Source organism: Nocardioides sp. JQ2195 (assembly GCF_012272695.1).
Classification (GTDB): Bacteria; Actinomycetota; Actinomycetes; order Propionibacteriales; family Nocardioidaceae; genus Nocardioides.
In genome coordinates, this window is sequence record NZ_CP050902.1 from 3,641,217 (window position 1) to 3,656,578 (window position 15,362).

The window sequence follows — 15,362 nt, forward strand, 5'->3', positions numbered from 1 at the left end:
GTGCGGTCGCCCGGGCAACCGCACCGTATGACGTTACGCCGGGGTCAGGAGGTGGTGGCCCGCCGGCGTGCCGACGGCTTGCGGTCAGACGGCTTGGTGACCGGCTGCCCGCTCTCGATCAGGTCGGCCCGACGGCTCGCACCGAAGTCGGCCAGCGCGTCGACGAGCACCTCGACCGACGGCGACGAGGCCATCACGTCGACGCGCAGGCCGTGCTCCTCGGCCGTCTTGGCGGTGGCCGGACCGATCACCGCGATGATCGTCGAGGCGTGCGGCTTGCCGGCGATGCCGACCAAGTTGCGCACCGTCGAGGACGAGGTGAACACGACCGCGTCGAACTTGCCAGACTTGATCGCGTCACGCGTCGGCGCCGGCGGTGGCGTGGCGCGCACGGTGCGGTAGGCGGTGACGTCGTCGCACTCCCAGCCGAGGTCGATCAGGCCGGCCACGAGGTTCTCGGTGGCGATGTCGGCACGGGGCAGGAAGACCCGGTTGATCGGGTCGAGCACGTCGTCGTACGGCGGCCAGTCGGCCAGCAGGCCCGCCGCGGACTGCTCGCCCGAGGGCACCAGGTCGGCGCGCAGGCCCCACGCAGCGATGGCAGCAGCGGTCTTGTCGCCGACCGCGGCGATCTTGAGGCCGGAGAAGGCGCGCGCGTCGAGGCCGTACTCCTCGAACTTCTCGCGCACCGCCTTGACCGCGTTGACCGAGGTGAAGGCAATCCACTCGTAGCGACCCTCGACCAGGCCACGCACGGCCTTGTCCATCTGCTGCGGGTTGCGGGGCGGCTCCACGGAGATGGTCGGGACCTCCTCGGGCACGCCGCCGAAGCCGCGCAGGCGCGAGGTCAGCGAGGCGGCCTGCTCCTTGGTGCGCGGCACGAGGACGCGCCAGCCGAAGAGCGGCTTGGTCTCGAACCACGACAGCGTCTCGCGCAGGTTGACGACGTCGCCGACCACGGTGATCGCCGGCGGGGCGATCTTGGCGGCCCGGGCGTCCGCGGCGATGTGCTCGAGGGTGGAGGTCACCGTCGACTGGGTGGTCACCGTTCCGGTCTGCGTCATCGCCACCGGAGTGGTGGCCGATCGGCCGGCCTCGATGAGTGCCTTGGCGATGTCGCCGATCGAGCCGACTGCCGAGAGGAGCACCAGGGTGCCCTTGTCGGCGTATCGGCTCCAGTCCACGCGGTCCCCGCAGGCCACCACGGACACCTCGCGGTGGGTCTTGTTGGTCAGCGGCACCCCGGCGTACGCCGGAACGGCGGTGGCCGAGGAGACACCGGGCACGATCTCGAAGCCGATGCCGGCCTTGGCGCAGGCCTGGGCCTCCTCGGGGCCGGAGGCGAACACGAAGGGGTCGCCGTTCATCAGGCGTACGACGGTCAGTCCGCGCTTGGCCTGCTTGACGACCACCTTGGCCCGGTTGGCGTGGGTGAGCGGCTGGCCGTCCTGGCCGAAGCCACCGTCGACGAACTCGGGAGCACCGAAGTCGTCGATGACCTCCTTGCCGGCCTCGTCGACGACGACCTTGGGCTCGGGGAGCCCCAGGACCGTGCGCACGAAGTCTGCCTGCTCGGGGAGCTCGGTGACGACGACGTCTGCCTCGCGGAGCAGCTCCACGGCGCGCACGGTGAGCAGGTCGGGATCACCCGGGCCGCTGCCCACGAAGGAAACCCATCCGCGAGCCTGTGAGGGGATCTGCGTGCTCGCGGTCGCGTTCGCTGCCGGAGCCTGCGTGGTCTTGATCTTGCGTCCAGTCATGCCTGCTGCCTTCTAGCTGGTGTGTCGATCAGTTCTGCTGCGCCTTCTTCGAGCATCCCGGTCGCCAACCGGGTGCCGACTCCCACGGCATCGGAGAGCGGTCCACTCGCCGATCTGCGGATGTCGATCGTGCCGTCGTGGGACAACGCCACGGCTCGGACCCAGATCTCGGACCCGTCCTCCCCACCGTCGGCGACCTCGGCCAAGGCTCCGACCGGGGCCGAGCACCCGGCCTCGAGGGTGCTGAGCACGGCCCGTTCCGCCGAGACGGCGGCCCGGGTGTGGGGGTCCTCGATGTGTTCCTGCAGCCGCGAGGCCAGGTCCGCGTCCTCGCTGCGGCACTCCACCGCCAGTGCTCCTTGGCCGGGGGCCGGCAGCATCTGGATCGGGTCGATGGTCTCGGTGACCAGCCCGAGGCGGTCGATGCGGGACAACCCGGCACGGGCCAGGACCACTGCGTCGACCTCACCGGAGCTGACCTTGCCGAGGCGGGTGTCGATGTTGCCCCGGAGGCCGACGATCTCGAGGCCGAGGCCGAGCGCGGCCAGCTGCGACGCACGACGTGGGGAACCGGTCGCCACGACCGATCCCGGCGGCAGCTCCCCCAGGGTGAGGCCGTCACGGGCCACGAGCACGTCACGCGGGTCCTCGCGCGGGGGTACGGCGGCCAGCGCGATGCCCTCCGCGGCTCCCGTGGGGATGTCCTTGAGGGAGTGCACGGCGATGTCGACCCGCCCGTCGAGGAGCGCGTCACGCAACGCGCTGACAAAGACACCGGTGCCGCCGAGGCTGGCCAGCGGCGCCCGGCTGATGTCGCCCTCGGTGGTGATCTCGACCAGCTCGACATCGACGCCGAGGCGTTCACGAATCATCTCCGCCACGTGGCCGCACTGGGTGCGGGCCAGCAACGAGGCTCGGGTTCCGATCTTCAGGGTGGTCATGGGCGCTCCGCTCGGGTGACCGCGTCGACGGCCTCGGGGTCCAGTGCGAACAGCTCACGCAGCGCCGCCGCGTAGGAGACCGCACCGGCCTCGTTGGCCAGCTCCTTCACGCGGGTGGTCGGCTGGTGGAGCAGCTTGTCGGCAACGCGGCGTACGGCCATCTCGACCTCGGCGCGGGCCTCGGAGTCCAGATCGGGGCGCCGGCTGAACAGGCGCTCGATCTCGGCGTCGACGACGGTCGTGGCCATGCTGCGCAGGGCGACGACCGTCGGCGTGACGCTGGCCTTGCGTCGTGCGGCGACGAACGCGGTGATCTCCTCACCGACGATCTCGCGGACGCCGATCACCTCGCGGGCGCCCTCGGTGCCGGCGAGGTCGGAGGCCAGTCGGCGCAGGTCGATGACGTCGACCCCGGGCAGCTCGGCCACGGCAGGGTCGACGTCGTGCGGCAGGGCGAGGTCGAGGAAGACCAGCGGGTCGGTGTTGCCGAAGCGGGCCCGGGAGACCTCGTCAGCCGTGACCACGACACCGCTGGCTCCGGTGCAGGAGACCACGAGGTCGGCCTTGGCCAGCTCGGACTGCAGGTCGGACAGCGGCAGGGACCGGGCGGCGTACTCCTCGGCGAGACGCACCGCGTTGCCCTCCGTGCGGTTGAGGATGGCGATGTCGGAGGCGCCGAGACGGCTCACGGTGGCGACCGAGAGCGCGGCCATCGCGCCGGCGCCGACCACGAGGACCCGCTTGCCCGCCACGCTGCCGCTCTCGGCCGTGGCCAGGTCGAGGGCGGCTCCGACCATGGAGGGGGCGGCGCGGTCGATGTCGGTCTCGGCGTGGGAACGCTTGCCGACCCGCAGTGCCTGCTGGAAGAGCACGTTGAGGGCGGGACCGACGGTGCCGGCCTCCTGGCCGTGACGCAGCGCCTCACGCGCCTGGCCGAGGATCTGGCCCTCGCCGACGACCATCGAGTCGAGACCCGCAGCCACGTGGAACAGGTGGGACACCGCGCCGTCGTCGTAGTGCACGTAGAGGCACGAGAGGAGGTCGTTGTCGAGCACGAAGCCGGCACCGCGGTCACACAGCAGGCGGGAGATCTCCTCGACGCTGCCGTGGAAGCGGTCGACCTCGGTGTAGATCTCGAGCCGGTTGCAGGTGGCCAGCACGGCGGCCTCGCTGACGTGGTCGCACGCGGTCACGTCGTCGAGCAGCTTGGCGACGCCGTCCGTGTCGAGCGCGAGTTGTTCCAGGACGTCGACGGGTGCGGTCCGGTGGGAGATCCCCACGACGAGGATGCTCATGCGATCACCTCCTGCTCGGGGCTGTCATCGGTGTCGGGCAGCGACTTGCGCTGCTCGTGGTAGGCGAGGATCTGCAGCTCGATGGAGAGATCCACCTTGCGCACGTCGACGCCCTCGGGCACCGACAGCACGGTCGGTGCGAAGTTGAGGATGCTGCTGATGCCGGACGAGACCATGCGGTCGGCGACGTCCTGGGCGGCCACGGCCGGGGTGGCGATCACACCGATCGACACGGACTCGGCAGCCACGATCTGCTCGAGGTCGTCGAACGGACGGACCTCGAGCCCGGCGACCGCCTCGCGGTGGCGCTCCGGAGCGGCGTCGAGCAGGGCGACGACCCGGAAGCCGCGCGAGCGGAACCCGGAGTAGTTGGCCAGGGCGTGGCCCAGGTTTCCGATGCCGACGATGACGACCGGCCAGTCGTGGGTGACGCCCATCTCGCGCGCGATCTGGTAGCGGAGGTAGTCGACGTCGTAGCCGACCCCGCGCGTGCCGTAGGAGCCGAGGTAGGACAGGTCCTTGCGCAGCTTGGCGCTGTTCACGCCCGTCGCGGTGGCCAGGTCCTCGCTGGAGCAGGTGCCGATGCCGTGCTCGACCAACGACGTGAGCGCGCGCAGGTAGATCGGCAGCCGAGCCACCGTGGCCTCAGGAATCTCACGCCCCGGCGAGCGACCAGCGACGCCGTCGACAGAGGCAACCCCTTGCGGGCTGCCGGCTGCGGGCGTCCGTGCGGTCAATGTTCTCGTCTCCAGAGGGCAGCAAGGCTCGGCTGATTCTCCCGGCTGGGATGCGGGGAAGAATTCCTTGCGGCGCATTCACCTTAGGAGTTTGTGAACGGAAGAACAAAACGAGTCCGTCGGATGGCTACCACAGGTGAGAAGACTCACCTCCACGGGGGGTCCTTCAGCGCGTCAGCGCGGTGCGCAGGCGGGTCTCGTCGACGCGCCAGAAGTCGTGCTGGGAACCGTCGACGAACGTCACCGGGACCTCGTCGGTGAACTTCTCGCGCAGCACCGGGTCGCCGTCGATGTCGACCTCGTCGAAGGACTCGCCCAGCTCGGCGCAGACCTTCTCCACCACCACGCGGGCCTGGTCGCACAGGTGGCACCCGGCCCGGGAGTAGAGCCGCACCCGGGGCTGATCACTCACCGTCGGGCTCCTCGAAGAGAGCGACCCGTCTGCGAGCGGCGGCCCGGAGCCTGCCCTTCTGCACCTTGCCCGTCATCGTGTAGGGCAGCTCGTCGACCACGTGCACCGTGGTGGGTTGCTTGAAGCGAGCCAGTCGGTCCGCACAACGGGCGCGCACGTCGGCCTCGACCTCGTCGGCGGACACCGAGTCCGCGGCCACGACGTAGGCAACGACGGCTTCACCGGTGCTGTCGTCCTCGACGCCGACCACCGCACAGTCGCGTACGCCGGGGGTGTCCTTGATGACTTCCTCGACCTCCGACGGATAGACGTTGAAGCCGGACACGATGACCAGCTCCTTGCGCCGATCGACCAGGAAGAGGTCGCCGTCGTCGAGGAAGCCCACGTCACCGGTTGCCCACCAACCCTCGTCGTCGGGGCCGTCGGAGCCATCGGGCCAGTAGCCGTCGAAGAGGTTGCCGCCGCGGATCTCGATGTCGCCCGGGTCGTGTCCTTCGACCGGTCCGCCGTCCTCGTCACGCAGTCGGATCTCGATGCCGGGCAGTGCGGCTCCCACGGAGCCGGCCTCGGCGGCCCTGCTGCACAGGGTCGAGGTCACCACGGGGGCGGCCTCGGTCAGCCCATAGCCCTGGTGCACCTCCACAGCAGCCTTGTCCATGAACTCATCGACCACCTCGGCGGACAGTGGCGCCGATCCGGAGAGCACCAGCCGGACCGGTCCGAGGCGCTCCGCCAGGTCGTCCATCGGCAGCCAGTGGGTGAAGACCGGCGGCGCCACCGGCACCACGCTGATCGCCTCGTCCTCGATCAGGTCGAGGGTGCCGGCGGGTTCGAAGGTGTCGGCGAGCACGACTCGCGCGCGCATCCGGAGCGCGCCGCCGAGCACCGCGTTGAGCCCGTAGACGTGGAACAGGGGCAGCACACCCAGCACGACGTCGTCGACGCCGAGCATCGGCGGGTCCACCGAGGCGATCTGCTCGATGTTGGAGAGCAGCGCACGATGGCTGAGCATCGCAGCACGGGGACGGCCCGACGTGCCACTGGTGTAGAGGAGCGCCGCCAGGGTCTCGGAGTCCTGGAGTGCCGGCAGGGCGCGACCGTGGCTGGCGACGAGCTCGTCGTAGGAACGCTCACCCTCGGCGGGGCTGGCCCCGACGACGACGGTGCGCGGCGTGGGTACGTCCTCCAGGGTCTCCGGGTCGATCCCGTCGACCTCACCGCTGCGGGCACGCTCGAGCAGCGCCAGGGCCTCACGGACCGTGCCGACCGTGCCGGGGTCTGCGACGACCAGGCGCGCGCCCGAGTCGGCGAGCATCCGGGCGAACTCGTTGGCCGTGGAGCGGGGATTGACCGGTACGGCGACCAGCTGCGCGCGCAGCACGCCCAGATAGGTGGTGATGAACTCGATCCGGTTGCCCAGGGCCATCATCACCCGGTAACCGGCGACGGTCCCCTCGCGACCGAGTCCCGCGGCGACCCGGTCGACCTCGTCATCGAGCTCGGACCAGGTCACCCGGCGATCACCGGAGGCCTCGACGACGGCCAGGCCGTCCGGCAGGTCATGGGCAGCCGAGGTCAGCAGGTCAGCGACGGAGTTCGTCATGTCTAGATACTTCCACAAGCCTGCGCCCTAGGCTTGAGGAGTGACCACCAAGCGCCCACGCCCTGCGAAGCGGATCGACCTGCAACAACGCTCGACCATGGCTGGGGAGGCCGCCGCCTCCGCGGCGGAGGTGGAGTCCGCCCTCGACATGCCCCAGGACCCGCGCACCGCGGCCTTCTTCGACGTCGACAACACCGTCATGCAGGGTGCCAGCATCTTCCACTTCGCGCTGGGCCTGCACCGTCGCAAGTTCTTCACCACCCGCGACATCCTCGGTGCCGCCTACAAGCAGGCCTACTTCAGGTTCGTCGGCGTCGAGGACCCCGAGCACGTCGCCGAGGCCCGCAACTCGGCCCTGAGCTTCATCGCCGGCCACACCGTGGCCGAGCTGGAGGAGCTGGGCGAGGAGATCTTCGACGAAGCGATGGCCCACCGGATCTGGCCGGGCACCCGGGCCCTGGCGCAGCTGCACCTCGACGAGGGGCAACGTGTCTGGCTGGTCACCGCCGCCCCGATCGAGATCGCCACCATCATCGCCAAGCGGCTCGGGCTGACCGGCGCGATGGGCACCGTCGCCGAGCACGTCGACGGCGTCTACACGGGCCAGCTGGTCGGTGACATGCTCCACGGTCCGGCCAAGGCGGAGGCGATCAAGGCGCTCGCCGCCCGCGAGGGTCTCGACCTGTCGCGTTGCTCGGCCTACAGCGACTCCTCCAACGACCTCCCGATGCTCTCGTTGGTCGGCGATCCGGTGGCGATCAATCCCGACGCGAAGCTCCGCGCCCATGCCCGAGAGCGTGGCTGGCGCATCCGTGACTACCGCACCGGCCGTCGGGCGGCTCGTGCCGGACTGCTGGCCGGCGCCGTGGCTGGCGCCGCGACGGGTGGTGTCGCCGCCGTGGCCGCGATGCGTCGACCCCGTTCCTGACCGGAGTGTGATTTCCGTGGGAATCGGTTCACAGCGGCCAAAACGTTGACTACTGTGTAGTAGGTCGGGCCATGGGAGGGCTCGCGGGGAGGGTAGTTCCATGGTTCCGGGAGACGAGGGCATCGCCCGCGGCTTGGCCGCGCTGCGCGAAGCCGTCCTGTCTGCCCTGGCAGCCGAGCCGGACCTCGCCCTGGCCGTCGCCCACAGCAGCGCGCCGTCGAGCGGCGTGCTCGCCGGAGGGCACGCCGACCACCGTGGGGCGGGCAGCGGCGGCAACGGCCCCTACGACGACGCCGACCAGGCCTCATCCTCCGCAGAGCACGAGGCGGACCGCGAGCGTCTGATCGCCCTGGTCGAGCTCGCTCGCGGTGGTGACAAGGAGGCGTTCGGCCAGCTCTTCGACCACTACCACCCGTCGGTCTACCGGTTCCTCTACTACCGCACCCGGTCGCAGACCCTGGCCGAGGACCTGGCGTCGGAGACGTTCTTCCGGGCGCTCCGGTCGATGAACAACTTCCGTTGGCAGGGCAAGGACTTCGGTGCCTGGTTGATGACCATCGCCCGCAACCTCACCACCGACCACTTCAAGGCCGGTCGCACCCGTCTCGAGATGACCACCGAAGACATGGGCATCCACGACGACTCCACCGAGGGCCCCGAGGTGGCCGTCCTCGCCTCGCTCAACAACGAATCCCTGCTGATCGCCCTCCAGAAGCTGCCCAAGGAGCAGCAGGAGTGCCTGGTCATGCGCTTCCTCCAAGGCATGAGCATCGCCGAGACCGCGAAGGTGCTGTCCCGCTCCGACGGCGCCGTCAAGCAGCTGCAGCTGCGCGGCGTGCGCAACCTCGCGAAGCTGCTTCCGGCGGGGATGAGGGACTGATGAGTTCCGCGTCTCAGTGCGTAACCTCCCTCCGGCTCTCGTCGTTGGCACGGGTGACGGGGTCGACCTCGACGCGAGACTGCGCACGGGTTGACGAAGCACACCTACTGACAGGACGAAAGCGATGATCTCGCTGCTTCCGGCGCAACGACGCGCCGAGGAGTTCGCCGAGCTGGTCGAGAAGGACGCCGATCAGCTCTCGGACGACGTCCGGGCCCGCCATCGCGACCTGCTCGCCGCAGTGTCCGCCATGCGCAGCGTGGAGGCCCCCGCCCCTCGCCCCGAGTTCGTCACCGAGCTCCGCTCCCAGCTGATGGCCGAGGCCGAAGTCGCGCTGAGCCAGATCGACCGCAAGCTCGCGCTGCCGACCCACCCGCGCAGCCGCCGTGACCGCCGCCTGGCGATCGTGGGCGGCATCGTCGCCCTGCTCGGCGCGACCACCTCGGTCGCTGTCGCCGCCCAGGGTTCCTTGCCGGGCGACACCCTCTATCCGGTCAAGCGTGCGATCGAGGGTGTCCAGTCGTCGCTCTCGATCAGCGAGGGGGCCAGGGCAGAGACCGCGCTCGAGCAGGCATCCGGCCGGCTCGCCGAGGTGGAGGCACTGGCCCGCCAGGTCGACGCGGAGAACGCCAACCAGCTTCCGAGCACGCTCGACGACTTCACCGACCAGGCCGAGTCCGGTGCCGACCTGGTTCTCGACCACTATGGCGACGACGCCGACATCGAGCCGGTCAACGAGCTGCGCACGTTCGTCAGCAGCAGCATGGCGAAGCTGGTGTCCCTCGACGCCCTGCTCCCGGCGGCCGCGACCGACTCGCTCAACCGCGCCGCCAGGGTGCTCAGCGACATCAACGACCGCATCACCTCGGTCTGCCCGGACTGTGGGGCCTCCGTGCTCGAGGTGCCCACCCGCCTGGTCCTGGCGCTGCGCACCTCCGACACCGGCCCGCTGGTCTCCCCCACCCAGGCTCCGGCCGCCGAGATCCCCGCTGGTGAGCCCAACCAGGCCATCGACCCGGATGAGGTCGTCAACCTCCCCGAGAACCTCGTGAACGACGTCACCCCACCGTCGCCGACCAGTGACGGTGGTACGACGACGGCACCGGTCGACGACGCGCCGGTGAAGAAGGCCAAGAAGGCCGTGGACGACCTCAGCAAGACCGTCGAGAAGGTCACGGATCCCGTCCTCGGCGACGACGGCCTGGTCGACGGGCTCCTGGGCCTGACCGACCCGCTCCTCGGCCTGGGCGACTGACGCCTGGCCTGTCGGCTGATCGCCCGGAATCAGCCCGTCCCGGCTCGCTCCGGCAAGTGCCGCCGCTCCCGAGAGCTCAGCGGAAGACCGACGTGCGCTCCATCAACAGCTTGTAGAGGGTCTGCTGGATGGTCTCGCGCACCTGGTCAGTCACGTTGAAGACCAGCATCGGGTCGTCGGCGGCGGTCTCGTCGTACTCGTCGGTGCGGATCGGCTCGCCGAACTCCAGCAGCCACTTCGAGGGCAGCGGAACCAGGCCCAGCGGCCCGAGCAGCGGGAAGAACGGCGTGATCGGGATGTAGGGGATGCCGAGCAGTCGTGCCAGCGACGGGACGTTCCCGACCAGCGGGTAGATCTCCTCCGCCCCGACGACGGACAGCGGGATGATCGGAACACCCGTGCGCAGCGCCGCGGAGACGAATCCGCCGCGACCGAAGCGTTGCAGCTTGTAGCGCTCGGAGTAGGGCTTGCCGATGCCCTTGAAGCCTTCGGGCCAGACCGCCACGAGCTCACCGCCACGCAGCATCCGCTCGGCGTCCTCGCTGCATGCCAGGGTCGCGCCGCCCTTGCGGGCCAGTCCGCTGATGACGGGCATCTGGAAGACGAGGTCGGCGCCCAGCGGCCGCAGGAAACGGCCGGTGTGGTCGTGGGTGGTGACCATGGTCATCAGTCCGTCGACCGGGATCGTCCCGGAGTGGTTGGACACGACCAGCGCGCCGCCGTCGGTGGGGATGTTCTCCAGTCCGCGCACCTCGATGCGGAACCACTTCTGGGCGATCGGGCGCAGGGCGGCCATGAAGAACCGCTCGGTCACCTCGGCGTCGAAGCCGTACTCGTCGACGACGTAGTCGCCGGTGAGGCGACGCCGCAGGAAGGCCAGGAACTGGGCCAGCCGTGGCTCCCAGTCGGTGCCGAAGACCTCGAGTGCTGCGGCGTTGACCGCCGCGAGCCAGTCGCCCACCGGGATGCCGCCACCGGGTTCCCGGTCGACCGCGGAGGTGTCGGAGGTGCTGGCGCGTGGAGCCGCCCCGTCTGGGGCCGGGGCCCTGTCCTTGGCCGGGGCAGGCTTTCGCGCGTTGCCGGCCAGGTTGCGGGCCGCTGACGAAGGCCGCTGGCTCCCGCTGCCGCGACCGGGGCGGCCGCGGGTGCCGATGGGGATGATGTCCGCGTCACCCACGGGCGTCTCCTCGCGCGAGCTGGTGGGCGAGCCCGGCCAGGACGTGGTCCGCCGAGGCCACGTTTCCGGGGGCGTGGATGCCGGGAGGCAGGGTGCGCGCGAAGTCCGCGAAGGCCGACGCCGTCGTGTGGCTCGGCTCGAACTCCCAGTCGTCACGCATGCGTGAGGTGTCGACGCCTCGACCGTAGGTCAGGAACGCCACCTGCTCGGGTGAGAAGTCGGCCAGGCCGCCGCGACGCAGCAAGGAGCCGAGTCCAGCGACGGCGAACGGCGGCAACGGCAACGACGTACGCCCGAGACGCCTGGCGGCCTGCGACAGCATGATCACCCCGTCACCCGCGACGTTGACGGTGCCGACGGCGCCCTCGGAGAGCGTGGCGAAGCGCATCACGGCCATCAGGTCGTCGACGTGGAGGAACTGCAGGCGCGGGTCGAACCCCATGACCTGCGGCAGCACCGGCAGCTTGAAGTAGTGCGTGATGGGTGACTGGACGTCGGGACCGATGATGTTCGCCGCACGCAGCATCGCCACGCGCACGTCGGGACGACGACGGGCAAAGCCGCGGACGTAGCCCTCGACCTCGTAGGCGTCGCGGGAGTAGCCCGAGCTCGGGGTGCGCTTCGGATCCATGTCCTCGGTGAACATCGCAGGGTCGCGGCTGCTCGCGCCGTACACCGTGGTGGTCGACTTGACCACGAGGTTGCGCAGGCCCGGGGCGCGCTGGCATGCCGCCAGCAGCTGCATGGTGCCGATGACGTTGAGCTCCTTCATCGTCGCCCGACCGCCGACGCCACCGGGGGTGGCAATGACGCTCATGTGGACGACGGTGTCGACCTCCTCCTTCACGATCACCTTGGCGATGACCGGGTTTCGGATGTCGGCACGGATGAAGTCAACGCCCGTGGTGTCGCCCCGCGGGGGGACGATGTCGACGCCGATGACACGATCGACCGCCGGGTCAGTGGCGATCTCGCGGGCAAACCGGAGACCGAGGTCTCGAGAGACCCCGGTGACCAGAACGACCCTGCCCATGCTCGGCGTCCGTCAGTCTTCGGTCGAGGACTACTTGCCGAGCTTGCGACGCTGCACGCGCGTCTTCTTGAGCAGCTTGCGGTGCTTCTTCTTCGCCATACGCTTACGGCGCTTCTTGATGACTGAACCCACTGTTTTCCTTCCAGAGCTTGCGGTCACTCCCGACGGAACGGCCGGGGCGACCGCCACAGCCTATCGGGCAATGGGCAATGGGCAGAAACCAGCGGTCGACCTGACCGCATCGTGGCAGGGCGGGACGAGCTCAACCAGCGTCGTAGAAGCTGCGCTCGATGTATTCGTTGACGTCCTTCTCGGTGACCCGGAAGGAACGCCCGACCCGCACTGCTGCCAGGTCGCCACTGTGGACGAGGCGGTAGACAGTCATCTTGGAGACGCGCATCATCGCTGCGACCTCGGCGATCGTCAGGAACTTCACCTCAGAGATCTCGCCAGGGTTTGCCATGACACACCACTTTCTTATGACACGTCGCCTGCTTCCCCACAGGCGTGAGCCGTGCCTTACTTCCGTGAGAATAGGGCCTGAAGTGACTCGTGGGGAAGAGTGGACACCAAAATAGTTCTGATCACTCGGCGTGTCGAATTGATCCGCGACAATTCCTCTCGCGCGAACGGCGGGTTCTTGCTGCGCGAACTGCGGGTTCTTGTGCCTCGGATGGAGCATCCTCGGCACCTGCGGCGATGTGGCAGACTGGATCCGTGCTGACGACGTCCTCGACCCAGTGGTGGCCCGCCTGAGAGGCGGACCACCATCGAAGCTCAGCTTTTTCGAATCGGCCGCCCCCGGGCGGCCGTCGTGCATTTGCGGCTGACCCGTGGGCCCACACCCAAGGAGTCACCATGATCAAGCTGTCCCTGCTCAAGCCCACCGGCCACCTCACCCTCGGCAACCTTCTCGGCGCACTGCGTCCCATGGTCGCCGGGCAGTCGGAGGGGCGCTGCTTCTACGGCATCGCCGACCTGCACGCCCTGACCGTGCCCCACGACCCCGCGGCCCTCCGCTCCCTGAGCGTCGAGACGGCACGACTCCTGCTCGCCGTCGGCCTGGACGAGAGCACCCTCTTCGTGCAGAGCCGGGTGCCGGCACACTCCGAGCTGTCGTTCCTGCTCGAGTCGACGGTGCACACCGGCGAGCTGAACCGGATGATCCAGTTCAAGGAGAAGGGGCGGGACCAACCCGCGACCCGAGCGTCGCTCTACACCTACCCGGCGCTGATGGCCGCCGACATCCTGCTCTACCGGCCCGAGCAGGTGCCCGTCGGCGACGACCAGCGCCAGCACGTCGAGCTGACCCGCGACCTGGCGCTGCGCTTCAACCGCACCTACGGCGAGGTGTTCACCGTCCCCGAGATCGTCACTCCACCTGCCGGCGCTCGGGTGATGAACCTGCAGGAACCGACCACCAAGATGGGCAAGTCCCACGTCGACGGGGCGGGCATCATCCACCTCCTCGATGCGCCCGACGTCGTACGCCGCAAGATCGCGCGCGCGGTCACCGACTCGGACGTCGGCGCCGCAGCGGTTCGCGCCGACCGCACCGAGAAGCCCGGGGTGACCAACCTGCTCGACATCCTCGAGGCGTGCGGCGGATCGGCCGCGGGCGTCACGACGTACGGCGCCCTGAAGTCGGCCGTCACCGATGCCGTGGTGGCGCAGCTGGAGCCGATCCAGAAGCGGTACGCCGACCTCGACGACGCCTCGGTCTCCGCAGTCTTCGAGGAGGGTGCAGCGACGTGCCGCCAGGTGACCGCACCGGTCCTCGCGGCGGCACGGACCGCGATGGGCCTGGCCTAGGGTGTCGACGTGATCCGCGCCGTGCTGTTCGACCTCGACGACACCCTCTTCGACCACACCACGGCGGCGCGCTCGGCCGTCGTGCGGTGGGCACTGGAACGCGGAGTGTCGGGAGAGGAGGAAGCACTCTCCACCCGGTGGCGCACGGTCTCGGATCGCCACTACCGCCGCTACCAGGCTCGTGAGCTCACCTACGAGGAACAGGGACGTGAGCGGGTTCGCGAGTTCCTCGCGCAACACGTCGACGATGCCGAGGCGGACGAGGCGTTCAACGCCTACCGCACGCACTACCGCACGGACTGGCGCGCCTTCGCCGATGCCCGGCCGGCGATCGAACGCCTGCACGAGGACGGCGTGGTGGTCGGGGTGCTGACCAACGGCGCGCGCGAGCAGCAGGCCCTCAAGATCGAACGGGTTGGCTTGGCAGACCTCCGGATGCCACTGTTCGCCAGCTCGGACTTTCCCGCAGGCAAGCCCGACCCTCGACCGTTCCTCGTCGCCTGCGGGACGCTGGGTCTTCCCCCGGAGCAGGTGACCATGGTGGGCGACTCGGTCCCGATCGACGTCGAGGGCGCCCTCGCCGCCGGGCTCGCTGCGGTGCTGCTCGACCGTTTCGACGCCCACCCCGACCACGACGGCGACCGAGTCCGCTCGCTCGACGACCTCCTGATCTGATGGTGGAGCATCGCGGTCACCGAGTGACTGGATGATCCCCGATCACGCTCCACTACCGTGCTGGCGTGGACCTTCTTCGTGGACGCGTGGCCGACGACGACCCGGCGCTCGAGATGGCGGCCTCCCATGCCTTGCTACGTCAGGCGAGCAGGGGCGAGATCGGTGCCGCGCTGCGGGTCTTCAGGCCCACGCGCATGGTGGCCTTCGGGCGGCGGGACACCAATCGTCCGGGCTTCCAGGATGCGGCCCGGGCCTGTCGCGAGGCGGGCTTCACCCCCGTCGTACGAGCATCGGGCGGCCGCGCTGTCGCGTGCACGCCGGCCGCGCTCGTCGTCGACCACGTGCAACGTGACCCGGCATCGCTCGGCGGGATGGACGCTCGCTTCGAGGACTACGGCGCGATGCTGGCCGGCGTGCTCGCCGACTTCGGCATCGACGCCCGGGTCGGGGAGGTCCCGGGCGAGTACTGCCCCGGCGCCCACTCGATCAACGCGCGGGGCACGGTGAAGCTGATCGGCACGGCGCAACGGATGGTGCGCGATGCCTGGCTGTTCAGCTCGATCGTCCAGCTCGACGACGCGTCGGTCCTGCGACCGCTGCTCGCCGAGGTCTACACGGCGCTGGAGGTCGAGTTCGACCCTGCCTCCGTCGGAGCGTTCGTCGAGGAGGCTCCCGGCGTACCACTCGACACCCTCGAGCAGGCCGTCATCGGGGCGTACGACGACCGGTTCGGCCTGGTCGCCTCAACGATCGCAGCGACGGTGCTCGATCAGGCAGACGCCATGGTCGCTGACCACCGGGTCACCGACGACAACAATTGAGCGTTCGCGCCGCAACAACTGCCCGTTCGCGCA

Annotated in this window: 16 protein-coding genes; 6 read left to right on the top strand and 10 right to left on the bottom strand. The window is 69.6% G+C overall.

All coding sequences use genetic code 11. From position 1 onward, the window contains the following. Positions 1 to 44: 44 nt before the first annotated feature. The 6 genes from ncot_RS17305 to ncot_RS17330 all read right to left on the bottom strand — a co-directional run bounded on the left by ncot_RS17305 (position 45) and on the right by ncot_RS17330 (position 6,748). Positions 45 to 1,760 (bottom strand): uroporphyrinogen-III synthase, encoded by a 1,716-nt coding sequence (locus ncot_RS17305; protein WP_168618718.1) that lies wholly within the window; start codon positions 1,758 to 1,760, stop codon positions 45 to 47. Further along, a complete protein-coding gene (hemC, locus tag ncot_RS17310; protein WP_168618719.1) occupies positions 1,757 to 2,701 on the bottom strand; it encodes a hydroxymethylbilane synthase in 945 nt (314 codons plus the stop codon). Before hemC ends, ncot_RS17305 begins: the two co-directional genes overlap by 4 nt. Next, positions 2,698 to 3,996 (bottom strand): glutamyl-tRNA reductase, encoded by a 1,299-nt coding sequence (locus ncot_RS17315; RefSeq protein ID WP_168618720.1) that lies wholly within the window; start codon positions 3,994 to 3,996, stop codon positions 2,698 to 2,700. The genes hemC and ncot_RS17315 overlap by 4 nt, the downstream gene beginning before the upstream one ends. Beyond that, entirely contained in the window at positions 3,993 to 4,733 is a 741-nt protein-coding gene (locus ncot_RS17320; RefSeq protein WP_277345756.1) for a redox-sensing transcriptional repressor Rex, read from the bottom strand. Before ncot_RS17320 ends, ncot_RS17315 begins: the two co-directional genes overlap by 4 nt. A gap of 166 nt (positions 4,734 to 4,899) precedes the next feature. After that, positions 4,900 to 5,145: a glutaredoxin family protein gene (locus ncot_RS17325; protein ID WP_240937954.1), complete on the bottom strand. Its 246-nt coding sequence runs from the start codon at positions 5,143 to 5,145 to the stop codon at positions 4,900 to 4,902. Beyond that, positions 5,138 to 6,748, bottom strand: a complete 1,611-nt coding sequence (locus ncot_RS17330) for a class I adenylate-forming enzyme family protein (protein ID WP_168618722.1) — start codon at positions 6,746 to 6,748, stop codon at positions 5,138 to 5,140. The genes ncot_RS17325 and ncot_RS17330 overlap by 8 nt, the downstream gene beginning before the upstream one ends. 97 nt (positions 6,749 to 6,845) lie before the next feature. Here ncot_RS17330 and ncot_RS17335 point away from each other — a divergent pair, with 97 nt between their 5' ends. The 3 genes from ncot_RS17335 to ncot_RS17345 all read left to right on the top strand — a co-directional run bounded on the left by ncot_RS17335 (position 6,846) and on the right by ncot_RS17345 (position 9,811). Further along, positions 6,846 to 7,676, top strand: a complete 831-nt coding sequence (locus tag ncot_RS17335; protein WP_168619436.1) for an HAD-IB family hydrolase — start codon at positions 6,846 to 6,848, stop codon at positions 7,674 to 7,676. A 100-nt stretch (positions 7,677 to 7,776) separates the two neighbouring features. Further along, the gene (locus tag ncot_RS17340) at positions 7,777 to 8,556 is read left to right on the top strand and encodes a sigma-70 family RNA polymerase sigma factor (protein ID WP_168618723.1); all 780 of its coding nucleotides are present in this window, start codon (positions 7,777 to 7,779) and stop codon (positions 8,554 to 8,556) included. A gap of 124 nt (positions 8,557 to 8,680) precedes the next feature. Beyond that, the gene (locus ncot_RS17345) at positions 8,681 to 9,811 is read left to right on the top strand and encodes a DUF5667 domain-containing protein (protein ID WP_168618724.1); all 1,131 of its coding nucleotides are present in this window, start codon (positions 8,681 to 8,683) and stop codon (positions 9,809 to 9,811) included. Between the two features lie 76 nt (positions 9,812 to 9,887). On the opposite strand, the gene ncot_RS17350 is transcribed toward ncot_RS17345, so the two are convergent. From ncot_RS17350 to ncot_RS17365, 4 genes are all read right to left on the bottom strand, one after another. Beyond that, positions 9,888 to 10,988 (bottom strand): lysophospholipid acyltransferase family protein, encoded by a 1,101-nt coding sequence (locus ncot_RS17350; RefSeq protein ID WP_168618725.1) that lies wholly within the window; start codon positions 10,986 to 10,988, stop codon positions 9,888 to 9,890. Further along, on the bottom strand, positions 10,981 to 12,021 hold the full coding sequence (locus ncot_RS17355) for an NAD-dependent epimerase/dehydratase family protein (RefSeq protein ID WP_168618726.1): 1,041 nt from the start codon (positions 12,019 to 12,021) through the stop codon (positions 10,981 to 10,983). The genes ncot_RS17350 and ncot_RS17355 overlap by 8 nt, the downstream gene beginning before the upstream one ends. 30 nt (positions 12,022 to 12,051) lie before the next feature. After that, positions 12,052 to 12,153, bottom strand: coding sequence for an AURKAIP1/COX24 domain-containing protein (locus ncot_RS17360; RefSeq protein ID WP_008356322.1), 102 nt, complete (start codon positions 12,151 to 12,153; stop codon positions 12,052 to 12,054). 130 nt (positions 12,154 to 12,283) lie between these two features. Further along, positions 12,284 to 12,484: a helix-turn-helix domain-containing protein gene (locus tag ncot_RS17365; protein ID WP_168618727.1), complete on the bottom strand. Its 201-nt coding sequence runs from the start codon at positions 12,482 to 12,484 to the stop codon at positions 12,284 to 12,286. Between the two features lie 395 nt (positions 12,485 to 12,879). Between ncot_RS17365 and trpS the strand changes: the two genes are divergently transcribed. The 3 genes from trpS to ncot_RS17380 all read left to right on the top strand — a co-directional run bounded on the left by trpS (position 12,880) and on the right by ncot_RS17380 (position 15,329). After that, positions 12,880 to 13,833, top strand: a complete 954-nt coding sequence (gene trpS, locus ncot_RS17370; RefSeq protein ID WP_168618728.1) for a tryptophan--tRNA ligase — start codon at positions 12,880 to 12,882, stop codon at positions 13,831 to 13,833. A 9-nt stretch (positions 13,834 to 13,842) separates the two neighbouring features. Then, positions 13,843 to 14,508 carry an HAD family hydrolase gene (locus ncot_RS17375; RefSeq protein WP_168618729.1) on the top strand — a complete coding sequence of 222 codons (666 nt, stop codon included), beginning with the start codon at positions 13,843 to 13,845 and terminating at the stop codon, positions 14,506 to 14,508. Positions 14,509 to 14,573: 65 nt separating this feature from the next. Next, positions 14,574 to 15,329, top strand: a complete 756-nt coding sequence (locus ncot_RS17380; RefSeq protein ID WP_168618730.1) for a lipoate--protein ligase family protein — start codon at positions 14,574 to 14,576, stop codon at positions 15,327 to 15,329. Positions 15,330 to 15,362: the final 33 nt, after the last annotated feature.